We start from the raw sequence: 24,166 nt of genomic DNA on the forward strand, positions 1-24,166 counted from the left end.
CATCCTTCACACTTTATACTTCTGTTTACTTCTTCTCTTTGGTTTCAATGCGAGGAGGTTCGCGAAAAGCGATCGCAAAAAAGAGAGTTCCTATAGCCAATGTCAAAATTAGAATGTAAGCAACGCTTTCCATAAGTCAAATTCCTGCCTACTTACCCACCGATTACTAGTTCTAGTGTAACAAGACTTGGTAAAAAAGATGAAGGTGAAAGCACGAAAGATGAAAAAACGAGTTTGCCTGACTTCTTGTAAAACCAAGTTCTTTTTCATACTTCATACTTCACACTTCACCGTTGCTTGCCTAAGCTTCCTTCTTACGGGTTGACAAGTCACCCACTTTAGCGAAGACACCAAATTCGACTTGCTCTTCGATGTCTGGGTCGATACCAGCGAATACGTCTCGGTAAATTGTCCGAGAACCGTGCCAAATATGACCAAAGAAGAACAACAGAGCAAAGACAGCGTGTCCAAATGTAAACCAACCTCTGGGGCTAGTACGGAAGACACCGTCAGAGTTTAAGGTTTCTCTGTCGAATTCAAAAATTTCTCCACCTTGAGCCTTACGCGCCCATTTCTTCACTTCTGCTGGGTCATCAAATGTTTGTCCATCTAAATCACCACCGTAGAAGCTAACGGTAACGCCAGATTGCTCGAAGCTATTTTGTGATTCTGCCCGACGGAATGGAATGTCGGCGCGAACAATGCCATCTCGATCGGTCAATATGACAGGGAAGGTTTCAAAGAAGTTGGGGAGGCGACGTACTGTCAGCTCTCTACCTTCTGCGTCTTTGAATACAGCGTGACCTTGCCAAGACTGGGCAATACCATCACCCTTGACCATTGGACCTGTACGGAATAGACCGCCTTTGGCTGGGCTATTACCGACATAATCGTAAAACGCCAGTTTTTCAGGAATTTGCGCCCAAGCTTCAGAAAGGCCTGCACCTTGTGCTAGGTCTGCTTGTACCCGGCGATCGATCTCTTGTCTGAAGTAGCCCTGATCCCACTGATAGCGGGTAGGACCGAACAATTCGATTGGGGTTGTAGCGTTACCGTACCACATGGTACCAGCAACGACGAATGCTGCAAAGAATACAGCAGCGATACTGCTAGAAAGTACAGTCTCAATGTTACCCATCCGCAGGGCTTTGTAGAGCCTTTCAGGAGGTCTAACTGTCAAGTGGAACAAACCAGCAATAACACCGACAATACCAGCCGCAATATGGTGAGCGACTACACCCCCAGGGTTAAATGGGTTAAACCCGTCGGGTCCCCATTCCGGTGCTACCGGTTGGACATGCCCCGTCAAACCGTAAGCATCAGAAACCCACATTCCGGGTCCAAATAAGCCGGTCAGGTGGAAAGCACCAAAACCAAAGCAAAGCAGACCGGATAAGAACAAGTGAATGCCAAACATTTTTGGCAAGTCAAGAGCAGGTTCACCTGTACGCGGGTCTTGGAATAATTCCAAATCCCAGTAAACCCAGTGCCAAACGGCTGCTAAGAATAGCAAACCAGAAAGAACGATGTGAGCCGCAGCGACGCCTTCAAATGACCAGAACCCAGGGTCGTAGCTAGGAGCGCCAATAACGTTCCAACCGCCCCAAGAGCCAACTACACCCAAGCGTGCCATGAAGGGCAGCACGAACATGCCTTGACGCCACATGGGGTTAAGAACTGGATCGCTGGGATCGTAAATGGCTAATTCGTACAATGCCATTGAACCTGCCCAGCCTGCCACCAAAGCTGTATGCATCAGGTGTACAGAAATCAGTCGCCCTGGATCGTTCAGAACGACTGTGTGTACTCGGTACCAGGGTAGTCCCATCGACTACGCTCCTCCTCGATGATTTTTGTTTACAAAGTCAAGTTTTCAGTTTTTGTTATCGCCAAGCGGACACTGACTCACCACCTTGTCTTATAAGTCAGACAGTGCGGTGCCTGACAATTGTGTAACCACTACTTTTGGAGTATGACTCCGTAAGGCTACAATTGCCAAGAGAAAAATGAGAATGTTTAAAAAAGTGTAACTTTTGATGGAGCTGTTTGCAAGCGTATTGGGGGTTGGAGATTGTGGATTGGAGATTGGGAGTTGAGCGTTGGGCATTGGGCATTAGTCATTCTCCCTTATCTCCCGTGTCTCCCTTGTCCCCAATCCCCAGTCCCTCCTAAACCACAGCTTCAAGACTTTGTAGCTGACAGCGAGCAGATGCTGTTCCCAAGCGTTCTATAACTTGTTCGGCACTAATTAATCGCTTAAGCACAACTTGACCAATAGCTTGACCTGATTTTCCAACTTGTACTTGTGCTGTTGGCTTAACTTCTACCATGAGAACCGTGTCCTCTACCTGATAAAGCCACATGACCTCGTTTTGTTCTAATAAACTGATATTCAATCGGTGAATCTCTGGCTGACGACGCCATGCCGACACCTGCCACTGTCCATCAGATGCCCACACTCTGCCAACCGTCCAACCTTCAGATAAAAAGAAGTACTTCACAATTTTTACTCTCTCACTCTTGGACTCTAATTTGCTTGTTGCTGAATATTTCGGTAGCACCAGTCAGTACTGTACAAATCTTAAGATTTGCGATCGCACCATACCAACCTAATCCTTGAAGTATGTGTAGAGATTAAGTGTAGCGGATATTTTCCGTAGACTAGGTATTTTCCCTGTATTTGGAATGCACCAGACCAATATATTTGGATGAGTACTGTATTGACTACGGGACAAGGTTAGCAAACTTTTATGATAAGATTTGTTAATTTCATACATATTTAGATAATTTTTCTATAAAAAATTCATGTTTTTTTATTGCACAATTTTCAGGAATGGATAATACAAGACAAGCGATTCGGATGGGTGCCATTAGCTTCGCGATCGCACCAAAAATTTGCTTGTAACTCGCGTACATATGGGTGGATATCATCATTTTCTGTCCCGATCGAATTGTTCATCTCTGCATTAATGGTATTGAAATATTGGCTGAAATTGTACAAACTGTATGCCTAATTTGTATGTTAGGTGTATAACTGAGTTAATGAACCCATTGATAACTAACTCTAATACGAGCGCAACAGCCACTAACTGATACTGTAATTTCGTAAACTGATTGCAATATTGCTCAAAGATGCAGTTACATTGGGAACATCAAACGTTACCCTTTGGTCTAACCATCTTTATTTCTGCTAAATTCGCTCGTGCAAACCTGCTCCCCAACTTTTGCAAGCAGTCGGAGAGCTAACAGCCTCCTATTTTCTTTAGGGCAATTTGCTGAATATGTAGTAGAATGTCTGACCACTAAGTTCAAAAAGACCAATGCTATGACCTGGTTTTCTTTCTCAGCAAGACAGTGGACTCGAATAGCTAAATTTGTTTCTCTGTTTTGTGTATGTTTGCTTTTAGTTGTCAGTTGCGCTAGGGGTCAGCAAACAACAACTTCATCTGGTTCCGGAAGTACCCCAAGTGGAGATGGTCGCATTACTGTCGGTACAAGTCTAAAACCACGTACCCTCGATCCAGCTGATGCCTATGAACTAGCATCCCTTGGATTAGTCTATAACATGAGCGATCGCCTCTACTATTACCAACCAGGAACCACCAAAATTACACCGCAGTTAGCCACTGCATTACCTACAGTCAGCCAAGACGGATTGACATACACAATTCCCCTGCGTCAGGGAGTCGTATTTCACGACGACACACCGTTTAACGCACAAGCAATGGCGTTTAGTATAGAACGCTTTATCAAAAATGGAGGTAAGCCTTCATTTTTACTTGCTGATGTGGTAGACACGGTAAAAGCGACAGGTGAGTATGAATTAACTATAAAACTGAAAAAACCATTTGCAGCTTTTCCATCACTGCTAGCATTTCCTGGAGTGTGTCCTCTCTCACCAAAAGCTTATGAAGTTGGTCCGGGAAAATTTAAGCCAAATATATTTGTTAGTACTGGTCCTTACAAATTAGCGCAATACGGTACAGATTCCCTAAGATTTGATGTGTTTGATAAATATTGGGGAGAAAAACCAGTTAATAAAGGCATTAATTTACAAATTCTTACAAGTCCCGCTAACTTATTTAACTCCTTCCGGACTGGTGCAGTAGATGTCGCATATTTATCATTAGAACCAGATCAAATTCGGAGTTTAGATGATAGTGCTAAAAAAGGAGATTGGCAATCTATCCAAAATCAAGGCAGTGTTGTTAGTTACATGGTGTTAAATCGCAATCAAAAACCCTTAGATCGACCCGAAGTCAGACAAGCGATCGCATCGGTCATTGACCGCCCTGTTATTAACGAGCGAGTTTTGTTTAATCAAGCCGAGCCGCTTTACAGTATGGTACCGACAACATTCGATGTTTCTCAACCATTGTTTAAAGATAAATACGGTGACGGTAATATAGAGAAAGCAAAACAATTGATAACAGCAGCCGGATTTTCCCCGCAAAATCCCTTACGGGTAGCCCTTTGGTATCCTTCAAGTTCCCCAACTCGGAGTTTAGCAGCAGAGATTTTGAAAGGTTATGCTGAAGAAAAAATGGATGGATTGCTGCAATTTGAAATCAACACCGTAGAAGGAGCAACCTTCTTTAAATCTATATCCAAAGGGCTCTATCCAGCAGCATTACTTGACTGGTATCCAGATTTTATGGATGCAGACAATTACATTCAACCTTTTCTAGAATGTCCTAAGGGATCGGATACCGAGGGATGCAAACAAGGGGGAAGTCAGACTCAGGGATCGTTCTACTACAGCGAAAAGATCAACAAACTTATCGAACAACAACGTAAAGAGCAAAACCCTGAAGCCCGCAAGAAAATCTTTGCAGACATACAAGCACAGGTAACAACTGATGTTCCATACGTTCCATTATGGCAAAGCAAAGACTATGCATTTGCCCGAAAAGGAGTGAGTGGCGTAGAACTCAACCCCAACCAAATTCTAGTTTACGAAAAAATTAAGAAATAAATGCTAATGGCTAGTAGCTAATAGCTAATTGTACTATTAGCCATTAGCCATTAGCCATTAGCCATTAGCAAACTCATCATGTCTAGATCGAAAGCTTTACAATACTATATTATTGCCCGTCTGCTCCTAGCTCCATTGATGCTGTGGACAGTCACGACAGTTGTGTTTCTTTTACTGAGATCCACTCCGGGAGACGTAGCAGATGCTATTCTTGGTGGACGTGCTCCGGAAAGCGCTAAAGAGGAATTACGCAAACAACTGGGTTTAGACCTTCCTCTATGGCTGCAGTACTTTAACTATATGGGACAATTGTTGCGTTTCGATTTGGGATCGTCCCTGACAAGTGGCGGACAATCTGTATGGGAAGTCATTCGGCAACATTTCCCAGCAACAGTAGAATTAGCGGTTTGTAGCATGGCAGTTGCCTTAGTCGTTGGAATTGGAGTTGGCACTCTTTCGGCTTCTCGTCCCGGAACAGTTTTAGACGCTGGAGGAAGATTGTTTGGTATTATCACTTACTCGTTACCCATGTTCTGGGCTGGTATGGTTCTACAATTGATTTTTGCAGTCCAGTTGGGATGGTTTCCTTCTGGAACTCGTTTTCCTGCTGCTCTACTCACTCCAACACCTATCACTGGTTTGTATACTATCGATAGTCTATTAACTGGAAATCTCAGTCAATTTTTTGCGTCTTTACATTATCTTGCCCTTCCCAGTATTACTTTGGGGGTTTTGCTAAGCGGTATTTTTGAGCGAATTGTGCGCGTGAATTTAAAGCAAACCTTACAAGCAGATTACGTAGAAGCTGCAAGGGCAAGAGGGATTCCTGAAAATAAAATTTTAGTTTCCCATGCTTTAAAAAATGCACTCATTCCCGTGATTACAGTTTTGGGGTTGACCTTTGCTTCTCTGTTAGGTGGGGCTATTTTGACTGAGGTAACATTTTCTTGGCCCGGATTGGCAGGGAAACTATATGAAGCAATTGCCTTGCGAGATTATCCTACAGTACAGGGGATTCTTGTATTTTTTGCTGCAATTGTCGTCATTGCCAGTATAGTGATTGACATATTGAATGCTTATGTAGATCCGCGAATTAGGTATTAAATCTAACTGGTTATGATCGTTGCCGTTTTGTAGTAGGTCTGGCGGGAAGACAGTGCATCCATAAACCTTTTCCAGTTTTATATATAAAGAAACATTTGTGCGTGAATAACGTCCAATGTATGGTAGGATGCTCTACTTGTAGCAATTGCGATTCTATGTGGTTACGGAAAGCCTTCTCCGGATGGAGTGAGGTGTGAGAAGTGCAGGCACGACAACGTCGTGCCTATCTTAATTGTATTTATTAATGCTATTTTATACAAATGCAATACTAGAGTGGTCTAGGATTGTACTTAGAAAAAATTCTGTAACTAGTACATCATGGCGGAAATAACTAGACCATTAGAATTGAAAGAAAAGATTCAGTCATAAGAGTTTGCGCCTTCTGCCACGCCACTTGCTGTAGCCTGTGAAACCCGTCCACCGCAGTGGCTCCTCTGCCTGCATACCTCCGCCTTCACGTACTAAGTAACTTTTCTATGATAATTGTAATAATTTTTGCTAAAATGAATCTTCCCTACATCCGGAATCTTTTTTAGCCGAGGTGTATATAAAAGCATATCAGACTAAAATTTGATAGATTTATCTTATATAAGTAGAAATAATCTATTTTTACTTAATATATTTTCAGACAAAACTGCTATGCCTAGCTTTATGGGATCTGCATCGCTACCTGTAATTCTTTGAAAGAGTTTTTGATAACAACTGACTGTTTACTTTCACACTCTATAAATTATGATACTAGCAATGCCTTTTAGTGTATTATTCGTTTTGCTTTTCATTGGCTTGGTTGTACCAAAAGTATATACAACTTTAACCATAAAAAACACAAAAGAGCGAAACCGTCCCACTTGGTTGGAATCAGCGTCTTACATAATAGAAAAATATGAAAAAGATGAGTAGATTTTATTTTTATTAAAAGTGGTAACTATGTAAATACATTTTGTTGTAACCATAGGGTGAATTTTCTCACCCTACAAATGCATACAAATGAAAATTATTGCTAGCGTACAAATAAATAGCGCAAACCAACGATCAACAAAAAGATACCATATAATTTCTTCATGGTTTCACTGCTGATATATGGTTGATTGGCAAATAAAGCTCCAAAAAAATTCCCAATTATTAGACCCAGTGCTATAAGCACTGAATACTTGATATTTAAATTTCCATTCCGATAATACACCAATGCAGCTAAAATCCCAATTGGTAATATTTGAGCAGCGATAGAAGTACCAGTAGCAAATTTTTGATCCATACCTAACAACAGTACCATTGCAGGCACCATAATTGCACCGCCACCGATGCCAAACATACCACCAGCAACGCCAGCAGCAAAACCAATGACCAATAATTGAATGACAATATTAGACATAAAACTGGTTGGTAGATTGCCTATATTACTCTAATCATAACTGCAACTATATCCATCCTTAGTATCAAAATACCCAATTTTTACTTTAGAGTTTTTGGTAGAGGTTGCGCTTAAAATTTCCTCACATTAGAAATGTGGACAGCAGGCGCTACGCGATGCGAAGTTATGCCAGTCACCAGAGTGCGGAAAACCCGCCTAACGCAGTGGTTTACCTTAAAAAAGGGGACTTTAAGACTATTTTCCCCCCTTTTTAAGGGGGGCTAGGGGGGATCTAAAGTTTTGGATACCTCAGCCACTACTTTTAAAACATCCTCTAACAGATTAAAGAAACGAAAAATCTTTAGGTAAAATTGACTTAGGGAGCATTCCATGAACACCTTTTTGTGGATGATTGACTACTTGAGTAATCCGAAAACTCACAGCTAAACTACATAAGACATAAGCATCTTCAGGTGTCAAATTTACAAAGCATTGCAAGAAATGAATCATATTTTTTAAAGCCAGTTCTAATGCTTCATCTAATGTAGGACCAAATCCCATCGTAATAATATCTGTGGGAGTTTCAGCAATTGGTGTTGTAAGTTGTAAATTTTTGTAAAGGTTTAATTGAACAGTCCCATTCATCGAAGTTTCAATAGCCGTAACATTAACTTCACCATCACCTTGTGCTGAATGACCATCCCCAATAGAAAATAAAGCACCGGGAACAAAAATGGGTAAAAACAATCTAGAACCCGTTTGGAGTTCTCGATTATCGATGTTACCACCATAGGAACTAGGAGGAACCGAACTTCGAGATGAATCTGTTGTGGCGACACCGAGGATTCCAAAAAAGGGTTTGAGGGGAATTTTAATACCGCTACCAAGAGGATACTCTGCAATCTTGTTCTCTAGGTCAAGAGATATGAATCTTAAAGCAGATTGATGGAAGAGTTGTGGTAAAGCCCCCCAACCCGGACGAATAGCATTAAAGCCTACGGGTAAACTTGGTGTAATTGCTTCTAACTTGACTTCCAGCACATCCCCAGGTTCTGCATCTCGTACATATATTGGTCCCGTTAGTAAATGAGGTCCTGCTGCAATTTTGCGTTCTTGTGAAAGATTTTGACAAATGTCAAGGAAGGCTGGCGTCAGAAATGCTGGTGGTGCTTTGTCGCAAACGTAATAACCAGAATAAGTTTCTATGTCAATCGTATCACCAGAATCAATTGTTAGAACTGGTTGCAAAAGATGAGAGAATCCACCTAAATGTACGGTTTCCTTGGTGGCTTGAAGAATGTGGTGAGCCATGGTAGTGCGTGTATTGTACTCAACAAAGGAATTAAAAATTGAATTGGAAATAATATATAGTGTTGTTATTAAATATTAATTTTTAATTCCTTTTGTTACTAAATTAGGTTTGCTTATTATGAACTTGAAGTTTTAGGAATTGCTGCTGTAATCTCACGAAGCAATTTCACTTGCCAGTAAGGTACAGGAGCAAGTAGTATAGTACCCGTTCCCTCAAAAGTATTGACCAAAAACTCACCAGAAGTCATCGAACCTAAAAGAGATCTGGTCGCTTTCTCAACACGATAATTTAACGTATTTGTGCGGGCGATCGCAAAATTACCATCCACCACCAGACGGTCATTTTTCAATTGAACCACCTCTACAGGTCCTTGCGCCATCATAACCACTTGACCCCTACCTTTGACTTTTGTTTGAAACAAGCCTTCACCGCCAATCAAACCAGATAGAAGTTTATTGCGCTCAACACCGACTTCTACATTACCATCACTTGCCCAATAAGCTCCACTATCCAAAATCCACTCTGTACCGTCCAATTGCATAATATGGAATCCAGATAAAGAAGGCTCCAAATATAACTCTCCAGTTCCTGTATAAGTAGGGCGAAAAATATTTTCGCCCGTTGCTAAAGATTTCAGAAAACCACCTGCTGAAGGTGTTTTAGACTGCATGGTAATCTGACCCCGCATATAGTACAAAGCGCCAGATTCCGTCCGAACTGTTTCGTTTTGTAAAATAGCCTTGACTAGCCGCAAGCCTTCCTTCTCTATAACTTCAAAAGTTGCCATTGTTTTCCCGTTCGGAGATACTAACTACTAAGTACTAACATTTTTCTTCAAAAAATTAGACATGAACGGTCGCTCAAATGCTAAATAGAAACAGTACGCTATTAGTACTGATAGTGGTACAGCTACTAAATAAAATATAGTGAAAAAGCTAACTGGGGATAATTGAAGATTCAGCAAAATATTGCCTACTATTGTGACTGTGACTCCATGAGTGAGGTAGAGACTGTAGGAAAAACCTCCGAGTACAACTAGCCAGCGAGTTTCAAGAAGTCGTAAAACGATGGGTCGCTTCTTGTTTCCTAACGTAATGCAATGAGTGCAGTAAATCAGCAAACAAGCAGTTGCTAACGCACAGAAGCTATCGCCAATCCATTCATCCAATCCCAGTTTTTGCCACTCTGTTATGAAGGCAAAAATAGTAAATATTATTGCCAACCAATTCCAAGGTAAAGATTTTCTTATTTTAATTAACTGAGGTTTCTGAGAAAATCCAATATCTACAGCTACCATTCCTAGAGCAAATAAGCCTAAAAACCAAGAGTGCGCTGCATCAAATCCTTTCACAAGATAGAATGGGACTAAGCCAATGAAGTAAGCAAAAGCAATGACTGAGAATAAATTGAAACGCCTCCAAATAGGTACCAATAATAGAGGAAATAAAAAATATATCTGCCACTCAACAGCAACGCTCCACATGGGTGCATTAATAGAACCAAGTGTACTTCGACTGAAATTATGAATGAGTAGGAGATGAGTCAATACATCATTAAAAGAAAAGTTGGGATGAAACTCTCCATAAGTAACAGATTCATGCCATGGAAAAATCGAAAACTTATCTAACTGTACTATTAAAATTCCCAACAGCAAGCTAAATGCAAGGGTTACATAGTAAGGTGGTAAAATTCTTCGCGATCGCTTCTGAAGATATTTCAGCAAACCTCCTGACAAGTAACCACTATGCGAACGGACTACTGGTAGCATTAAAACGTAGCCTGAAAGAACAATGAAAACTACGACAGCAAAATGTCCATATCGCAAAACTTTTCCCAATGCTAGTAACAAGACTGGAAGGTCTTGTCCCATATATCTATGTATGTGAAGCAACATGACGTACAAGGCAGCTAGTCCGCGCAAGCCGTCTAAGTAATGAAGATGTAACCTTTGTTCGGTCTCTTTACCCGATAACGATACCTGCATTTAAAACTCCAAAAAATATTAGAATTTTCTTAATATCTGACTTTCTATGAAATTAGCAGTCAGTTGATAGATTACTTACTTAAGTACATTAGAAAACTTTTTAAAAAAATTACATAAAGAAATCAAAAAAAACAATAAAGTTTTCTTAAACCGATATTTTATACAGTACTTTTCAGGCTTGTAGTTTAACTGTTTTTAGGTTATTATGATATTCACTGACTCATGTAGCAGCCCGTGCAGGAGTTACAAATACTTCTTGTCGCCCTTATTTAGATCTCAAATAGGATTGCTATTAGAAATTATTAGGCTCTGTCAAAAATTCCAAACAAATTAATATTTATTTAACACATATTTCCAGAGACAAATTGAATAACTTCTGCAAGCCCTTCTTTAGTTTTCAAATTCGTAAAAATAAAAGGTTTGTTGCCACGCATTTTTTGAGCATCCCTTTCCATGACGCTTAAATCTGCACCAACATAGGGAGCTAAATCAATTTTATTTATAACCAACAGATCGGATTTGGTAATTCCAGGACCACCTTTACGGGGAATTTTATCACCAGCCGCAACATCTATGACGTAAATCGTTAAATCTACCAATTCTGGGCTGAAGGTAGCTGCCAAATTATCTCCGCCACTTTCCAAAAACACCAAATCTAAGTTCAAAAACTGCATCTCCAACTGTTCGATCGCAGCCAAATTCATGGAAGCATCTTCTCGAATAGCGGTGTGAGGACACCCTCCCGTTTCTACCCCTAAAATGCGATCGCTCGCCAAAGCTTGAGAACGAACCAAAAACTGAGCATCTTCTTGAGTATAAATGTCATTAGTTACCACCGCAATTTGATAGCGATCCCGCATTGCCTTACACAAAGCATCAACTAAAGCTGTTTTTCCCGACCCCACAGGTCCCGCAACACCGACTCGAAAGGCGCTCATTGTTGTTGATAGTTAGTGGTTATTAGCTAAAAATACCACTAACCACTAACTTCTAAACAACCTTGTATACTGAGATTCGTGAGCCATGCTTGCTAAAGACAAGCCCCAACTACAACAGCCAAGATTATCATCTTCCAACTTCACAATATCCCCTGCTGCAACAACAAGTAATTCTTGTAAACAGAGCAAGGTTTGCTGTCCTGCTGTTTGTCCTAAAGGAATGAGTTTTACACCAGCAGTGATGAGATTGCTTGTCCAACTCTGTAAATAAGCTAACAGTGTTGCTTGTACGTCAATGTTCCAATATGCAGCCGCAATCCCAAAAGCAACAGCGTAATTGCAAGGATTACCAACAGCATTTGCAATCGGCGCAATTCGGGGTACCAATTGTACCAGAAGTCGGATGAGCGATCGCCCCATTTGCCAGCTAGAAGCCCGAAGCTCCTCAGTTTCACGAGCCGCAGATAACCAGCTATTCCAATAGGATAACTCCTTTAAATCGCCTGTTTTCACAGACCTGTAAGCCCGTACCATCACAGCACCTTCTAAGCGAATAGCCCCATAACGCAGTTCTGACTCCAACCAATGTTGCAAGGTAGCGCGATCCTGAATAGTGCCATTCTCTACCAACGTTTCCAGCCCCTCAGAATAGCTGTAAGCACCCACTGGCAAAGTCGGGCTAGCCAATTGTAAAAGACACAAAAGATGATTTTCAGCGAGCATGATGGTGTCCGTAAGCCCCAAATTCAGGTTGAAATGAAGTGATTTCTTCTTGGATTTCTAGCCCAAGTTGTTCGAGCATAGTGCGTAAAACTGGATCGGGAGACAACCGTAGATAAGTAGTTGCTATCTCTACAGGTACATGACGGTTGCCCAAATGGTAAGCTGCTCTAAGTAAGTCTAACAGCGTGCGGGCAGTCACAGTCAAAACAGGTTCTGGTTTGGCAGCAATTCTCACCAAACTCTCACTGGTTTCATCTCGCAAAATATCTCCGTCTCGCAACACCATCCCTCTCGGTAAACGAACAAAGACTGTTTGTCCGTCCTCCGTTTCAAAGCGGTGACGGCTGCGAGTCCGTTCCTCTGCAGTTAAAGCCAGAGTTAGAGTCACGACTGTATCTGGATTTGGTTGTTGGCGCTGGGTAAAAGTATACATGCGGCATAATTCTTTCGCTAGATGAAGTTTACGACAGCACAAGTAAATTGGATGATGAACATCCATGAAGAGCGCTATGAGAACTGAAGATCGTCAAACTCACCAAAATCCCACTCCAGATCGTCCAGCACCACCCTATTACGATCCAAGACCCGCTAGTATATCCACCGTTCAAGACCACGGACAGAACGACCGTGAAAAAAGCCTTCCTATAGAGCTTTCGCTCAACATCTCCTTAGGAGTGTTAGCCCTTCTCCTTTTTGCAACAGCGTATTATTACGGCTTCCTTCACTAAGAATATTTTTCCTCATTTACCAAACAAAGCTCAAGGGCACGCTTGGAAGTCTATAATTTCCAATTGTGTCCTTTGTAATCTATAATTCAGACAAGCATCATAAACTGCTCGTACCAAAATACAACAAACATTCGGTTCTTCCCTAACCCCTAATCCCTCTTCACAGTTGTTTATGAAATTACCCGAACTCAATTCCGACACAATCGATCGCATTATTGAAATGGCGTGGGAAGACAGAACACCATTTGACGCAATAGAAGAACAATTTGGACTGCAAGAAAAAGAAGTTATTGCTTTAATGCGCCGTGAAATGAAAGCATCTAGTTTTCGGATGTGGCGTGAACGAGTGACCGGACGAAAAACCAAGCACGCGCAAAAGCGAGAGTTTGTTGCCGGTCGGTTTAAATCAGACAATCAAAAAACATAATTACATCAGAAGATTGAAATCAATTAAAAACGATTCGACATCAGCGAGTGGTGGCTAATTTTCATCTGCGTTCCTTTGCACTGAGGATGCGGTTTAAAAAATTACAACAGCCAGAAACTTTTGAGATATATCTTGAGTCTTCTTCTATACTCTACTCAAGCACTCGCCCATGTTTGAATCTGCCAAAGGCATCCCAGGATTGCCTGACTTAACGCATCCTACCGAACTGATTCAATTCGGAAATCATCTCCTCAAAGCTTCGCTATTACTAGTATTTCTAGCGATCGCTCTAGGAATTGCACTTGCCCTATTAAGTTTTGCCCTGCGGCGAAACCAAGAGCAACAAGCCATTTTAATTGGAGAATGGGCTGTTAGTTACTCCCAACTCCTGAAAGGATTGCAACATCTAACCCTGATATTAATACTGATTGTAGGAGGATTTTTTCTCTGTTCTACTTTAGGCAATCGATACCATCATTGGGAACAGGCAAAAGTCGCCCAAGTAGCTGAAAGTGTTGCAGGTGAAAGACTAGAACAAATGGCACCGCAAGTGCGTTATATCAGTGAAGAACCGTATACGTACACGACTCAAGTTAATGGCAAAATAATCAAAGTCAACGATAAGCAAAAAGTCAACCGTTTCCTTACCTTAAGTGGTTCGCAAATTCAAGTCAAGATCGATCAAAGCGCAGACGTTCAAGCTCGCCGTGCAATTTATAAAGTCGATTATATTGCTGACTATAAAATAGTTAATTCTCTTAAAGATATTAATAATTTTTTCTTTGAAGCACAACCGCCCGTTGGTTATTCCTTGTTGCAAAGCTATAAAGTCGAACGTGATGGAACTCGCTTGCAACAGACAAATACAGACAATTATAGCTTTCCGATCCAACTACAGCCCGGTCAAGAAACAAGTCTGAGAGTCACCTACAAAGCTCAAGGAGCACCGCGTTGGGTTTATAACTCCAACGGACAGTTGCTTTCTAACTTTCGCTTGAGTGCGATCGCAAACTTTGCTGGAGCCGATTTTGCCAGTGGGATCGTACCAAGTCAGATGGAAACTGATGGACGAAGCACCAAATTTACATGGAGTTTTGACGATAACGTTTCTGTGAGAAACCCATTTGGAGTTTTTACCAACACCAATCCCATTCGCGATACAGGTGTCCTTCCCCGCTTGCTTTTATTAGCGCCAGCAATATTTCTCTGGTGGATATTATTGCTATATTTATCGCTACCAATAAGTTTAAGAAACGCCGCAATTGCAGGTGGAATTTTCTTTGCTTGTTTGCTAACTTTGACCTATCTCAGCCGCCTCATGAGCCCCCCAGTTGCTTGGACTTTCATTGCACTCATTTTGCTATTTTTAACTTGGGGTTTGGGGTCAAACCGTAATGCTTCCCTAGCTGCTATTATCTGCACAATTTCCGGTGCTATTTTTCCCATCTTTGGGTTGTTAGTACCCTATAGCGGTCTCACCCTCAGTCTTGCTGGGTTTCTTTCAGCAATTTGGCTTGCAGTTCGTCATTGGTATGGCTGGTATGATTTGGAACCACAAGAAAGCGATTTTCGTTAATTGTGAAGGCTTGCAAGATACTCAGCTTCTTGAAGGAAGTAGGATATCTGAGCACTCTTACTTATCAAAACTCATGAAACCGACCACTAGATTGCTTTGTCAGGACAATGTGTGCATAATCAACTCTATATAAACCATTTACACAAACACACTCAGAGTATGCAAAGCTTCTCTGAATCAAAATCTGAGCGGATAGATATACGCACAAGCCCAGCAGTGAAAAAGTTATTGCAACAATCAGCAACAGCATCTCACAAAAATGTGAGCGAGTTCTTGCTAGAGCATGGTTTGATTGCAGCATCAGAAACATTAGCGAATCGCCACCTTTTTGTACTCAATGATGAGCAATGGCAAGCTTTTCAAGCTGCTCTTGAGCGTCCCCCACAGGACAAACCCCGTTTGCGTCGTTTACTTACAGAACCTAGCGTTTTTGATGAAAATCTTTGAATAACCCTTACATAGAGAATTGATCGATGTTATGCAAGAAGTATCTAACTATAATCAAGAACTTACCAACCGCATTTCGCCAATTGTAGAAAAGTTATTTCAAGGTAGCAGTTTTTATACGGTACGCTTGAAAAAGCAGGAAAGAATTACAGATTTAGTCAACCTTTTTGGTGAATTATCACCTGAAGATTTTCGGACGATTTCAGAGGAGGAATTAACAAGTAGAATTAAGAAGTTATTAACTCTAGAAGCTGTTTCAGGTACTCTAAATGATTTAACTCCAGAGCAAATAAAAATTTTTGATGAAGCGGTAGAAAGAAAATAAAATGGTGGATTATTTATTGGATACAAATATTTTTAGTTATATTTGTTCTGCTTGGGGTGCTACATCAGATGAAGCTTTATATGAAGTCACGATCGCTAAAGCTGCTTGGTTGGAATCAGCCGAACAAAGCCATGTACATCTGGTAACTCTGATAAAAGCAGAAGACAATGGAGAGTACTCTCTAAGAGACTAACCTGTGAAGAAGAAATTTGTTACCAATGAAGATGCACGCAAGCAAGCAATTCTCCATCGCCTTGCTAACAACAAGCCGAGCAAATGGAACTTAGAAAGGGCAATTTGGCGTGCTGGAGAACTCAAAATTCGTGAAGCCACACCTTTGTTAATAAAACTTATTTATACTGGTGAGCCTCTGAGAGATTACTGTATTGCTTGGGCATTAGGTTGGTGTGGGGATAATGATGCAGTTCCACGCCTCACAGATTTGTATCAAAACCCATCAACGCCAGAATTTGTACAGCGTATAGCCTTTGAAGCATTGCTCAAACTTTCCGATGCAGAAACTCAAGCCGCTTTACAGACAACACAGATTGAGCTTTTACCACCAGAATTAAGAAATTTAGCCAGCAGTACTTCGGTAGAAGCCTTTGAGGAATTTGCAGCAGCACGTCCGAGTTATCTTTTTGCATTTCTTGATAAAATTTACCAGATAGATAATAAATTTCTGCGTCCCGCAATACTTCAGATTTTACGTACTGCGCCTTTCCAACCCAACTACTTCCGACCCCTGCGCCATATCTTCAAAATTGCAGAATACCGTCGGGATGCTGAAGTTTTTGCAATTCTTGCTTACAGATTTGAACGAGAAATAGGTCAGTTTAATAACGATCTGACAGATCTACTATGGAATGAAGTCACGGGTAAATATCATAGTTCTGGGAAACGAGTTTACACAGAAGAACTTCAGCATCCAGAGCCAATTTTGGCATATAGCAACCAAACCCAAGAATATTTGCGGCGACGGGTGTGGCGTACACTGAAAAAATTGGGCGAACAGGGCGATCGCGACTATACAAAAATGGCAACAGCTATTCTAATTCAGTATTCTGATGCAGATGAACCACCGCTCAGGCGCTCAAAGTTCGACAAATGGGATAAATACACCCGAACAGTCAATCGCTTTTGGGACAGATATGCCGACTACCTCACATTCAACCACATCCTTTACACCAACAGTCAGCGCTATATTTACTATTCCAATGGGTGGTGTCGTCGGAAAAGTTATGAATCTGGAGAGATCGAACCAAAAATGCGGGAAGAAGCGTTTCCCGAACTTTGGGAGCAAAATCCAGAAGCACTGCTACAGCTACTCTTAGAAAGCGAGTGTCTTCCCGTTCATTATTTTGCTGTTAAAGCACTGCGCGTACATCAAAGCTTCTGCGATCGCCTTGATATTAATACAATTGTTCAACTTGTCAATAAACCTTACGAAACAACAGCAGGATTTGGGTTTGAACTTGCTTTGCGTTCTTACAATCCGACTTCACCTGACCGAGATTTAACTCTCATACTTGCCAATCGTTTTCTTCAAGTTGTTTCTGAGGAAAAATATCAGTGGGTCACTGATGAGAGACACCAAATCTTTTTAAAGAATAGTGGTTTAATTGCCACTTTAGCCACCAGTCCAGATACTCAAATTCGGTCTGTTACCTGTAAATTTATTAGCTCTTATATTCTTAGTGAGACAACGGCTAAGCTATTATTTGAACGTTTGCTTGCAGAATTGTTATCACTTCCAGAAACTGAACCCGATTTAGCAAAAGATATAGCAGATACTTTAGTTGTTAATTTTACACCTCAGTTACTGCAATTAGAGTTGAATGTTATTCTGGGCTTACTAGCACATCCAACTTTAGAAATTCAAGAATTAGGCGCTCTCATTGTTATACAAAATCATAAAAATAATCTTACCCCACAACTTTCATCTCTTTACGACTTAGTACAACTGATTGCTATTCAGAGATATGGTGAATTACATAACACAAAACTAATTTCCCAAGAAAGACACTTAATTTTACAGATTGCAGTTAGTCCTATTCTAGAAATCCGCAATGCAATCAAACCCATTATTCGCCGTTTGGTAAAAGCGTATCCAGAATTCAACCTTCAGCTTGCATTGGACTTTATTGAAATTCTATTGAATCCAGAAAATCATGAAGGTGTTCACTGCTATTTAGTCACTGTGTTGCAGGAAGATTTGCAGGAGTGGATGACCGATCTCTATAAAGAAACTGCTGTTCGATTACTAACAGCCAATTCTTCTGCTGCACAAGAAATAGGTGGTTTGATGTTAGGAGCAAATTACCAAATCTGGACAAGCGAATTAACTACCGATGAAATTCTTATATTAGCGAATCACCAAGTTTATTCTATTCGAGAAGCAGCGCAACAGATGTTTTTACAGAACTTAGAGCGTAACCGTAGAAGTTCTCAAGAGATGTTAGCATATGTGGATTTGTTAGATTCACAATGGTCTGATTCACGGGAATTTGCTCATAAAGTATTGACAGCAAAGTTCCATTTGGAGGAATTTACTCCCAAGATTTTGGCTAGCATTTGCGATCGCAAAGACGAAGACGCTAGAAAATTGGGACGAGATTTATTAACTCGCTATATTCCAGAAATCCGTCGTTTGAGCTTGGATAATTCAGCTTTTGCCACTCAAATACTATCTGAGTTTGTAGAAATTTTGCTAACTTCCAGAAAGCACGAAGGCTGGCTGAGTTATTTAGTGCGGTTGCTATGGGAAAATTTAGCAGAGTGGATGGCTGGTGTTAACAAGCAAACCGCGTTGAAGCTACTGCAATCGCAATCTTTAGCTGGACAGGAATTAGGTGGTTTATTGCTAAGTGCAAATTCTCAAGCCTGGACGTCAGAATTTACCACTAGTGAAATAGTCTCACTGGCGAATCACGATATTTTATCAGTGCGAGTTGCTGCACGGCAAATGTTTTTACAAATCCTAGAGCGAGTGAGATCGCGAAGCGGCTCCTTTGCAGCATCGCATGGTAGCGCCGCCGTACCCGGCTTATCGCACTCACAAGAAATGTTAACAGCAGTCCGTTTGCTAGATGCAGAACGGGTAGACTCTTGGGACTTTGCTTTCAGAATATTTACGCAAGAGTTAAAGGTAGAAGATTTGACACCAAAAGCTTTAGTTTGTATTTGCGATAGCACAAACAAAGATGCTAGAACATTAGGAAAAGATTTAATCGCTCGCTACTTTCACAAAGTTCGGCATTTAGCAACCGATAACCCAACTGTAAACCTTCAGATTGCATCTGATTTTATCAAAGCCTTGCTTGCGCCTGAAAAGCATGAAGGTGTTTACAGTTATATTGTGCATTTGCTGAAAGAAGAATTAGATGGATGGATGACAAGCATCAATCGAGAAACAGTCATAAACCTACTTGCCGCTAAGTCTTCTGTGATACAAGAATTGGGTGGGTTATTGCTAACAGCGAATTTCCAAGATTTCTCTAGGGAATTTTCTACCTGCGAAATTGTTAAACTTGCCAACCACGAAATTGTTTCGGTGCGGAAAGCAGCCCTGCAGATGTTTTCACAAGTATTAGAGCGTGTACGTTCTCATTCCGAAGAAATGTTGGCAGCCGTGAAGATGTTAGAGTCGAAATGGGAAGATTCACGCGAATTTGCCTTCAAAATCTTTACCACAAAATTTAGTGCTCGTGAATTCACACCTCAGGTTTTAGTCTCTATATGCGATAGTGTGAGGGAAGATGTGAGAAGACTTGGACGCGATCTCTTAACTCGCAACTTCCAAACAGCTAACAGGGAAGACTATCTGTTGAAATTCAGCGAACATCCATCAGCCGATATGCAAAGATATGTGACAAACTTTTTAGAAAAATATGTAATCAATCAGCCCCAACACTTACGCGAGTTAACCCCTTACTTTATCACTGTATTATCAGCTGTCAATCGCGGACGAGTAGCCAAGCAAAGAATTTTTCATTTTTTAGAATCAGAAGCACAAAAAACTGAAGAAGCAGCAAGAATAGTAGCAGAAATTATGACACGGCACTCAGGCACCATGGCAATAGGAGATAAAGCAAAGGCTATACAAATTATGTTAAAAATTAACAAAAAGTATCCTTATTTGTCTTTACCTATTGAGGTAAAACCCGTCTCAAGAGTGAGAAGTTAGAAGATTTGGATATCGCCAAGAACATTAGAAAACTACTCCCTTTCCGCCATCAAATTACTAACGTTCTTCTCCTCTTTCTTCGTGTACTTTGCGTCTTTGCGGTTCATTTCATTAAGTAATCTTCAGGTAGGATAGGAGTCAAGACTGACAGAATATTTGTAGGGAGCATCCCAATGAGTGAAAAAACGCCGACGATTGCAAATCGCGCCTGTACAAACACAGCAAACCTACCCAGTATTCTATTCTGAGGGCAATGTGCTCCCTATTTGTAAAGCATACCGTTGGATCCCCCCTAGCCCCCCTTAAAAAGGGGGGAAAATACTTAAAAAGTCCCCCTTTTTAAGGGGGATTTAGGGGGATCTAAATTTTTGAACACCTCAACCACCATTCTTAACAACATCCTCAAAAAAAACTTATCTTTATCTTTGACGATCGCTAGATACGCGCATATAATCGAGCAAGAGTTTACTTGCAATTAGTACAAGATTCTTTGCAAGTATGTGATGGCACTAAAAATACAATATGCTTCTTAGTGTCGGTAAATCACGCGCTCGCTGTTGGTATACAATCCTTGCAATACGGGCGGTGGATCGCCGTCCTTGCGTTCAGTTGTGAAACAACTTCACTAACCGTCTCGTAACTTGGCGCGAGTACTCCTACTATCCGGTTTGACTTCCGTGAAGTGATAAATAGGAGTACTCCTGCTGCATGAGTTGAGACGTTTAGTCCTGAGGGATTTACGAAGGGAGAACCAATGGCAAACAGCGCGTGATTTTTTTTATTTCTCAAAATCCATCAACGATCTGGCGACTCTAAGAAAAGCAAGCGACAATAGAAAGTTACAAGAGTCAGTGGGTGAGTGGTGTTAAATGAAACTCATAAAACGTACAACCCTTCAGTATCAAGAAGGGACATCAGATAAAGTTTACGAAGTGGATTTGTGCCAAATCAATGAGGGGCGTTATGTCGTCAATTTTCGCTACGGGCGGCGCGGTACAAATCTTAAAGAAGGTACGAAAACGACTCAGCCTGTATCCATAGCAGAAGCAGAAAAAGCATTTAATAAACTCGTTGAAGAAAAAACAAAGAAAGGATACCGCGATATTTCTATCCCAGTAACGAGCACCACTCCCCAGATTCAACCAGTACATACAGCACCACCTACCAGCGAAGATCCGCGCACGCAGGCAATTCTTAACCGTCTTGCAAACAATCAGCCCAGTAAGTGGAAGCTAGAGAGGGCGATTTGGCGTGCTGGAGAACTGAGAATTCGTGAAGCCACCCCTTTACTACTCCAGCTGATTGGCACTGGCGCACCTCTGAGAGATTATTGTATTGCTTGGGCATTAGGTTGGTGCGGCGATGGAGAAGCGATTCCCGCACTCATGCATTTATATCAAAATCCTTCAACTCCTGAATTTATCAAACGTATTGCGTTTGAAGCGATCGCGAAACTCTCAACTCCACAAGCAAAAGCAGCTTGGCAAATGGAATTAATTGAGTTTTTGCCAGTAGAACTGCGTGTATTGGCGAGAAATGGTGCGGCTGAAGAATTTAAAACAGCTTTAAATCACTATTTAAATCATCACGACTACAGGCGTTATGAAGTTCTCGATAAAATTTATCAAATTGATAACCAATACGTTCGCCCAGCACTGCTCGATATTATCTCTCATGCACCTTTAAAACCAAATTACTTCCAAAGATTGCGCCACATTTTTAAAGTAGCTGAATACCGCCATGATGCGGAAGTATTTGGTATCCTTGCCTATCGTTTTGACTGTGTGAGAGCAAACTTTTCTAGCCAAAAAGACTCTGTAAGGTTGCCAGACAAAACCCATCTTAGAAAAAGATTTTATGGCAATTATAACAGCGTTACGAGACGCTTTGAAGTTATAAAAAATGAAATAGAAGAAGAACTCAAAAATCCTCAATCAAGAATTGCTTACAGCAGCAACACTCGCCAATATCTATGTCGCCGCGTGTGGCGCACTCTCAAAAAACTAGGAGAAGAGAGCGATGCTGAATACATCAGAATGGCTGTTAGCATTCTTCTTCAGTATTCCGATGTTGAATGTGTTAGGGAGACAATCTTTTCTTGGAGAAGTAACTGGTTTAAATATGCTGAGTATTTAACCTTCAATCATATCCTCTATGAAAACAGTTCCCGCTATCGGTTAATTCCGAATTCTAGAACTTGGACTTGGAGGTATCAGAAAGGAGATTATAACGATGATGCAGAACCAACAACGAGAGACGAGGCTTTTCCAGAACTTTGGGAACAAAACCCACAAGCATTGCTCCAGCTTCTACTAGAAAGTCAATGTCTTCCAGTACATCATTTTGCGACCAAATCTTTAAGGCATTGTTATCATTTTTGTCTATCTATTGAAGTAGATACTCTAATAAAACTGATTCAGAAACCTTACGTAGTCACAGTACAATTGGGTTTTGAATTGGCGTTTCTTAACTACAACTCCAAACAACCAAACAAAGAATTGGTAATTGCAGTAGCAAATTGCTTGTTACCAAGCGCTCGTACCCAAGCTTATCGTTGGGTTGAGGAAAACCGCGAATATTTTCTTGAAGACAGCAATTTTATAGCAGCGTTAATTGCTAGCAAACAAACAGAAACACGCCTCTTTGCTCGTAGACTTTTAGGTTATTCCATTCTTAATGACAATCGAACTAGAGTTTTGATTGGGTGTATTATTGCTGAGTTGTTAGCATTGACACCAGATAAGGGAGGCGAGTTAGCGAAAGAAATTGGCGAGACTCTTCTCTTGAGTTTTACACCACAATTACGAACTTTAGGTTTGGGTGTTGTTAATGATTTACTCGCTCATCCTTTGGTAGAAATTCAAGAAATAGGCGTTCGTATTTTACTGAATCATGAAACGAGGGCTGAAAATTTACCGCCGCAAATCATTGAATCACTCCTTGCTTCACCGCATGAATCATTAAGGGTTCTCGGTATCAGATTGTTTGGACAGCTACCAGATGAGAAACTTATGGGCGAGGAGAGTGTTTTGATAGTAGCGATCGCAGTGAATCCTGTAGAAGAGATTCGCAATGCAATCAAACCTATTATTCGCCGATTGGGAACATCTTCCCCCAATTTTGCCGTACAGCTAGCATCAGATTTTATCGAAATTTTGCTAACTCCGGAACAACATGAAGGCGTTCACAACTTCTTGGCGCGTCTTCTCCGGGAAGATTTATCAGGATGGATGACAAGCGTTCGTAAAGACACTGCTTTGCAGTTATTGAGAGCGCAATCTTCTGCTACACAGGAACTTGGTGGTTTGGTACTTGAAGCCAACAGCCAAAGTTGGATTTCAGAAATCACCACTAGCGAAATTGTCAAATTAGCCAACCACGAAATTGTATCGGTGCGGAAAGCAGCACAGCAAATGTTTTCACAAATCTTAGAGCGGGTGCGCTCCCATTCTGAAGAAATGTTAGCAGCTGTGAGGATGTTAGAGGCGAAGTGGGAAGATTCACGCGAATTTGCCTTCAAAATTTTTACAACACAATTTGGTGCTCGTGAATTCACCCCTCAAGTTTTAGTATCTATCTGCGATAGTGTGAGGGAAGAGGCGAGAAGACTGGGGCGCGATCTATTAACTCGCAACTTCCAAATATCTGACAGTGAAGAATATTTGTTGAAATTCAGCGAACATCCATCAGGCGATATGCAAATGTTTGTCACCAACTACTTAGAAGAGTATGCAGGAAATCAGCCCAAACACTTGCGCGAGTTGACGTCTTATTTTATCACGGTATTATCAACTGTCAATCGCGGAAGAGTAGCCAAGCAAAGAATTTTTCATTTTTTAGAATCAGAAGCACAAAAAAATGAAGAAACAGCAAGAATAGTTGCAGAAATTATGACACGTCACTCAGCTACCATGGCAATAGGAGACAAAGCAAAAAGCATACAAATCCTCCTAAAAATCCACAAAAAATATCCTCATTTGTCTGTCCCCATCCAGATCAAAGACGTATCAGAAATCAGGCTTTGAAACAACCAGATAATATTCAAAAAATACTCTCAGCGCTCTCTGCGCCTCTGCGGTTAAAAAATTAA

Annotated in this window: 21 protein-coding genes; 10 read left to right on the forward strand and 11 right to left on the reverse strand. The window is 41.0% G+C overall.

What is annotated here, in order from left to right; translation table 11 throughout:
- Positions 1-25 precede the first annotated feature (25 nt).
- From HC643_RS08815 to HC643_RS42030, 4 genes are all read right to left on the reverse strand, one after another.
- On the reverse strand, positions 26-133 hold the full coding sequence (locus HC643_RS08815) for a photosystem II reaction center protein T (RefSeq protein ID WP_050046255.1): 108 nt from the start codon (positions 131-133) through the stop codon (positions 26-28).
- Between the two features lie 168 nt (positions 134-301).
- Positions 302-1,828 carry a photosystem II chlorophyll-binding protein CP47 gene (gene psbB, locus HC643_RS08820; protein WP_038091499.1) on the reverse strand — a complete coding sequence of 509 codons (1,527 nt, stop codon included), beginning with the start codon at positions 1,826-1,828 and terminating at the stop codon, positions 302-304.
- A gap of 340 nt (positions 1,829-2,168) precedes the next feature.
- Positions 2,169-2,501, reverse strand: coding sequence for a hypothetical protein (locus tag HC643_RS08825; protein ID WP_038091606.1), 333 nt, complete (start codon positions 2,499-2,501; stop codon positions 2,169-2,171).
- A 326-nt stretch (positions 2,502-2,827) separates the two neighbouring features.
- Entirely contained in the window at positions 2,828-2,959 is a 132-nt protein-coding gene (locus tag HC643_RS42030) for a hypothetical protein (RefSeq protein WP_272899726.1), read from the reverse strand.
- A gap of 366 nt (positions 2,960-3,325) precedes the next feature.
- Between HC643_RS42030 and HC643_RS08830 the strand changes: the two genes are divergently transcribed.
- Both HC643_RS08830 and HC643_RS08835 read left to right on the forward strand, forming a co-directional pair.
- Positions 3,326-4,975 (forward strand): ABC transporter substrate-binding protein, encoded by a 1,650-nt coding sequence (locus tag HC643_RS08830; protein WP_038091501.1) that lies wholly within the window; start codon positions 3,326-3,328, stop codon positions 4,973-4,975.
- Between the two features lie 78 nt (positions 4,976-5,053).
- A complete protein-coding gene (locus HC643_RS08835) occupies positions 5,054-6,079 on the forward strand; it encodes an ABC transporter permease (RefSeq protein ID WP_038091504.1) in 1,026 nt (341 codons plus the stop codon).
- A 1,000-nt stretch (positions 6,080-7,079) separates the two neighbouring features.
- On the opposite strand, the gene HC643_RS08840 is transcribed toward HC643_RS08835, so the two are convergent.
- From HC643_RS08840 to ureE, 7 genes are all read right to left on the reverse strand, one after another.
- Positions 7,080-7,451 (reverse strand): sulfite exporter TauE/SafE family protein, encoded by a 372-nt coding sequence (locus tag HC643_RS08840; RefSeq protein WP_038091506.1) that lies wholly within the window; start codon positions 7,449-7,451, stop codon positions 7,080-7,082.
- A gap of 321 nt (positions 7,452-7,772) precedes the next feature.
- Positions 7,773-8,741, reverse strand: a complete 969-nt coding sequence (locus HC643_RS08845) for an acetamidase/formamidase family protein (protein ID WP_038091508.1) — start codon at positions 8,739-8,741, stop codon at positions 7,773-7,775.
- A 116-nt stretch (positions 8,742-8,857) separates the two neighbouring features.
- Positions 8,858-9,529, reverse strand: coding sequence for an AIM24 family protein (locus tag HC643_RS08850; RefSeq protein ID WP_038091510.1), 672 nt, complete (start codon positions 9,527-9,529; stop codon positions 8,858-8,860).
- A 27-nt stretch (positions 9,530-9,556) separates the two neighbouring features.
- A complete protein-coding gene (locus HC643_RS08855) occupies positions 9,557-10,726 on the reverse strand; it encodes an acyltransferase family protein (RefSeq protein ID WP_038091512.1) in 1,170 nt (389 codons plus the stop codon).
- A 341-nt stretch (positions 10,727-11,067) separates the two neighbouring features.
- Positions 11,068-11,664, reverse strand: coding sequence for an urease accessory protein UreG (gene ureG, locus HC643_RS08860; protein WP_038091525.1), 597 nt, complete (start codon positions 11,662-11,664; stop codon positions 11,068-11,070).
- Between the two features lie 45 nt (positions 11,665-11,709).
- Positions 11,710-12,387: an urease accessory protein UreF gene (locus tag HC643_RS08865; RefSeq protein WP_038091534.1), complete on the reverse strand. Its 678-nt coding sequence runs from the start codon at positions 12,385-12,387 to the stop codon at positions 11,710-11,712.
- Complete coding sequence (ureE, locus tag HC643_RS08870; RefSeq protein WP_038091537.1) at positions 12,377-12,820, reverse strand: urease accessory protein UreE; 444 nt, start codon at positions 12,818-12,820, stop codon at positions 12,377-12,379. The genes HC643_RS08865 and ureE overlap by 11 nt, the downstream gene beginning before the upstream one ends.
- A gap of 76 nt (positions 12,821-12,896) precedes the next feature.
- Here ureE and HC643_RS08875 point away from each other — a divergent pair, with 76 nt between their 5' ends.
- The 8 genes from HC643_RS08875 (at position 12,897) to HC643_RS08910 (ending at position 24,101) form a co-directional block, all read left to right on the forward strand.
- Positions 12,897-13,115 carry a hypothetical protein gene (locus HC643_RS08875; protein ID WP_050046253.1) on the forward strand — a complete coding sequence of 73 codons (219 nt, stop codon included), beginning with the start codon at positions 12,897-12,899 and terminating at the stop codon, positions 13,113-13,115.
- 172 nt (positions 13,116-13,287) lie between these two features.
- Positions 13,288-13,542 (forward strand): TIGR03643 family protein, encoded by a 255-nt coding sequence (locus HC643_RS08880; protein ID WP_038091538.1) that lies wholly within the window; start codon positions 13,288-13,290, stop codon positions 13,540-13,542.
- Positions 13,543-13,711: 169 nt separating this feature from the next.
- Entirely contained in the window at positions 13,712-15,118 is a 1,407-nt protein-coding gene (locus tag HC643_RS08885; protein WP_038091540.1) for a hypothetical protein, read from the forward strand.
- Between the two features lie 159 nt (positions 15,119-15,277).
- Positions 15,278-15,565 carry a type II toxin-antitoxin system TacA family antitoxin gene (locus HC643_RS08890; protein ID WP_038091543.1) on the forward strand — a complete coding sequence of 96 codons (288 nt, stop codon included), beginning with the start codon at positions 15,278-15,280 and terminating at the stop codon, positions 15,563-15,565.
- Positions 15,566-15,596: 31 nt separating this feature from the next.
- The gene (locus HC643_RS08895) at positions 15,597-15,890 is read left to right on the forward strand and encodes a hypothetical protein (protein ID WP_038091545.1); all 294 of its coding nucleotides are present in this window, start codon (positions 15,597-15,599) and stop codon (positions 15,888-15,890) included.
- A 1-nt stretch (position 15,891) separates the two neighbouring features.
- Entirely contained in the window at positions 15,892-16,083 is a 192-nt protein-coding gene (locus tag HC643_RS08900) for a hypothetical protein (protein WP_050046252.1), read from the forward strand.
- A gap of 3 nt (positions 16,084-16,086) precedes the next feature.
- Entirely contained in the window at positions 16,087-20,076 is a 3,990-nt protein-coding gene (locus HC643_RS40785) for a HEAT repeat domain-containing protein (protein ID WP_050046251.1), read from the forward strand.
- 869 nt (positions 20,077-20,945) lie between these two features.
- On the forward strand, positions 20,946-24,101 hold the full coding sequence (locus HC643_RS08910; protein ID WP_038091548.1) for a WGR domain-containing protein: 3,156 nt from the start codon (positions 20,946-20,948) through the stop codon (positions 24,099-24,101).
- Positions 24,102-24,166: the final 65 nt, after the last annotated feature.

It is taken from the genome of Tolypothrix bouteillei VB521301 (genome assembly GCF_000760695.4).
GTDB lineage: Bacteria > Cyanobacteriota > Cyanobacteriia > Cyanobacteriales > Nostocaceae > Scytonema > Scytonema bouteillei_A.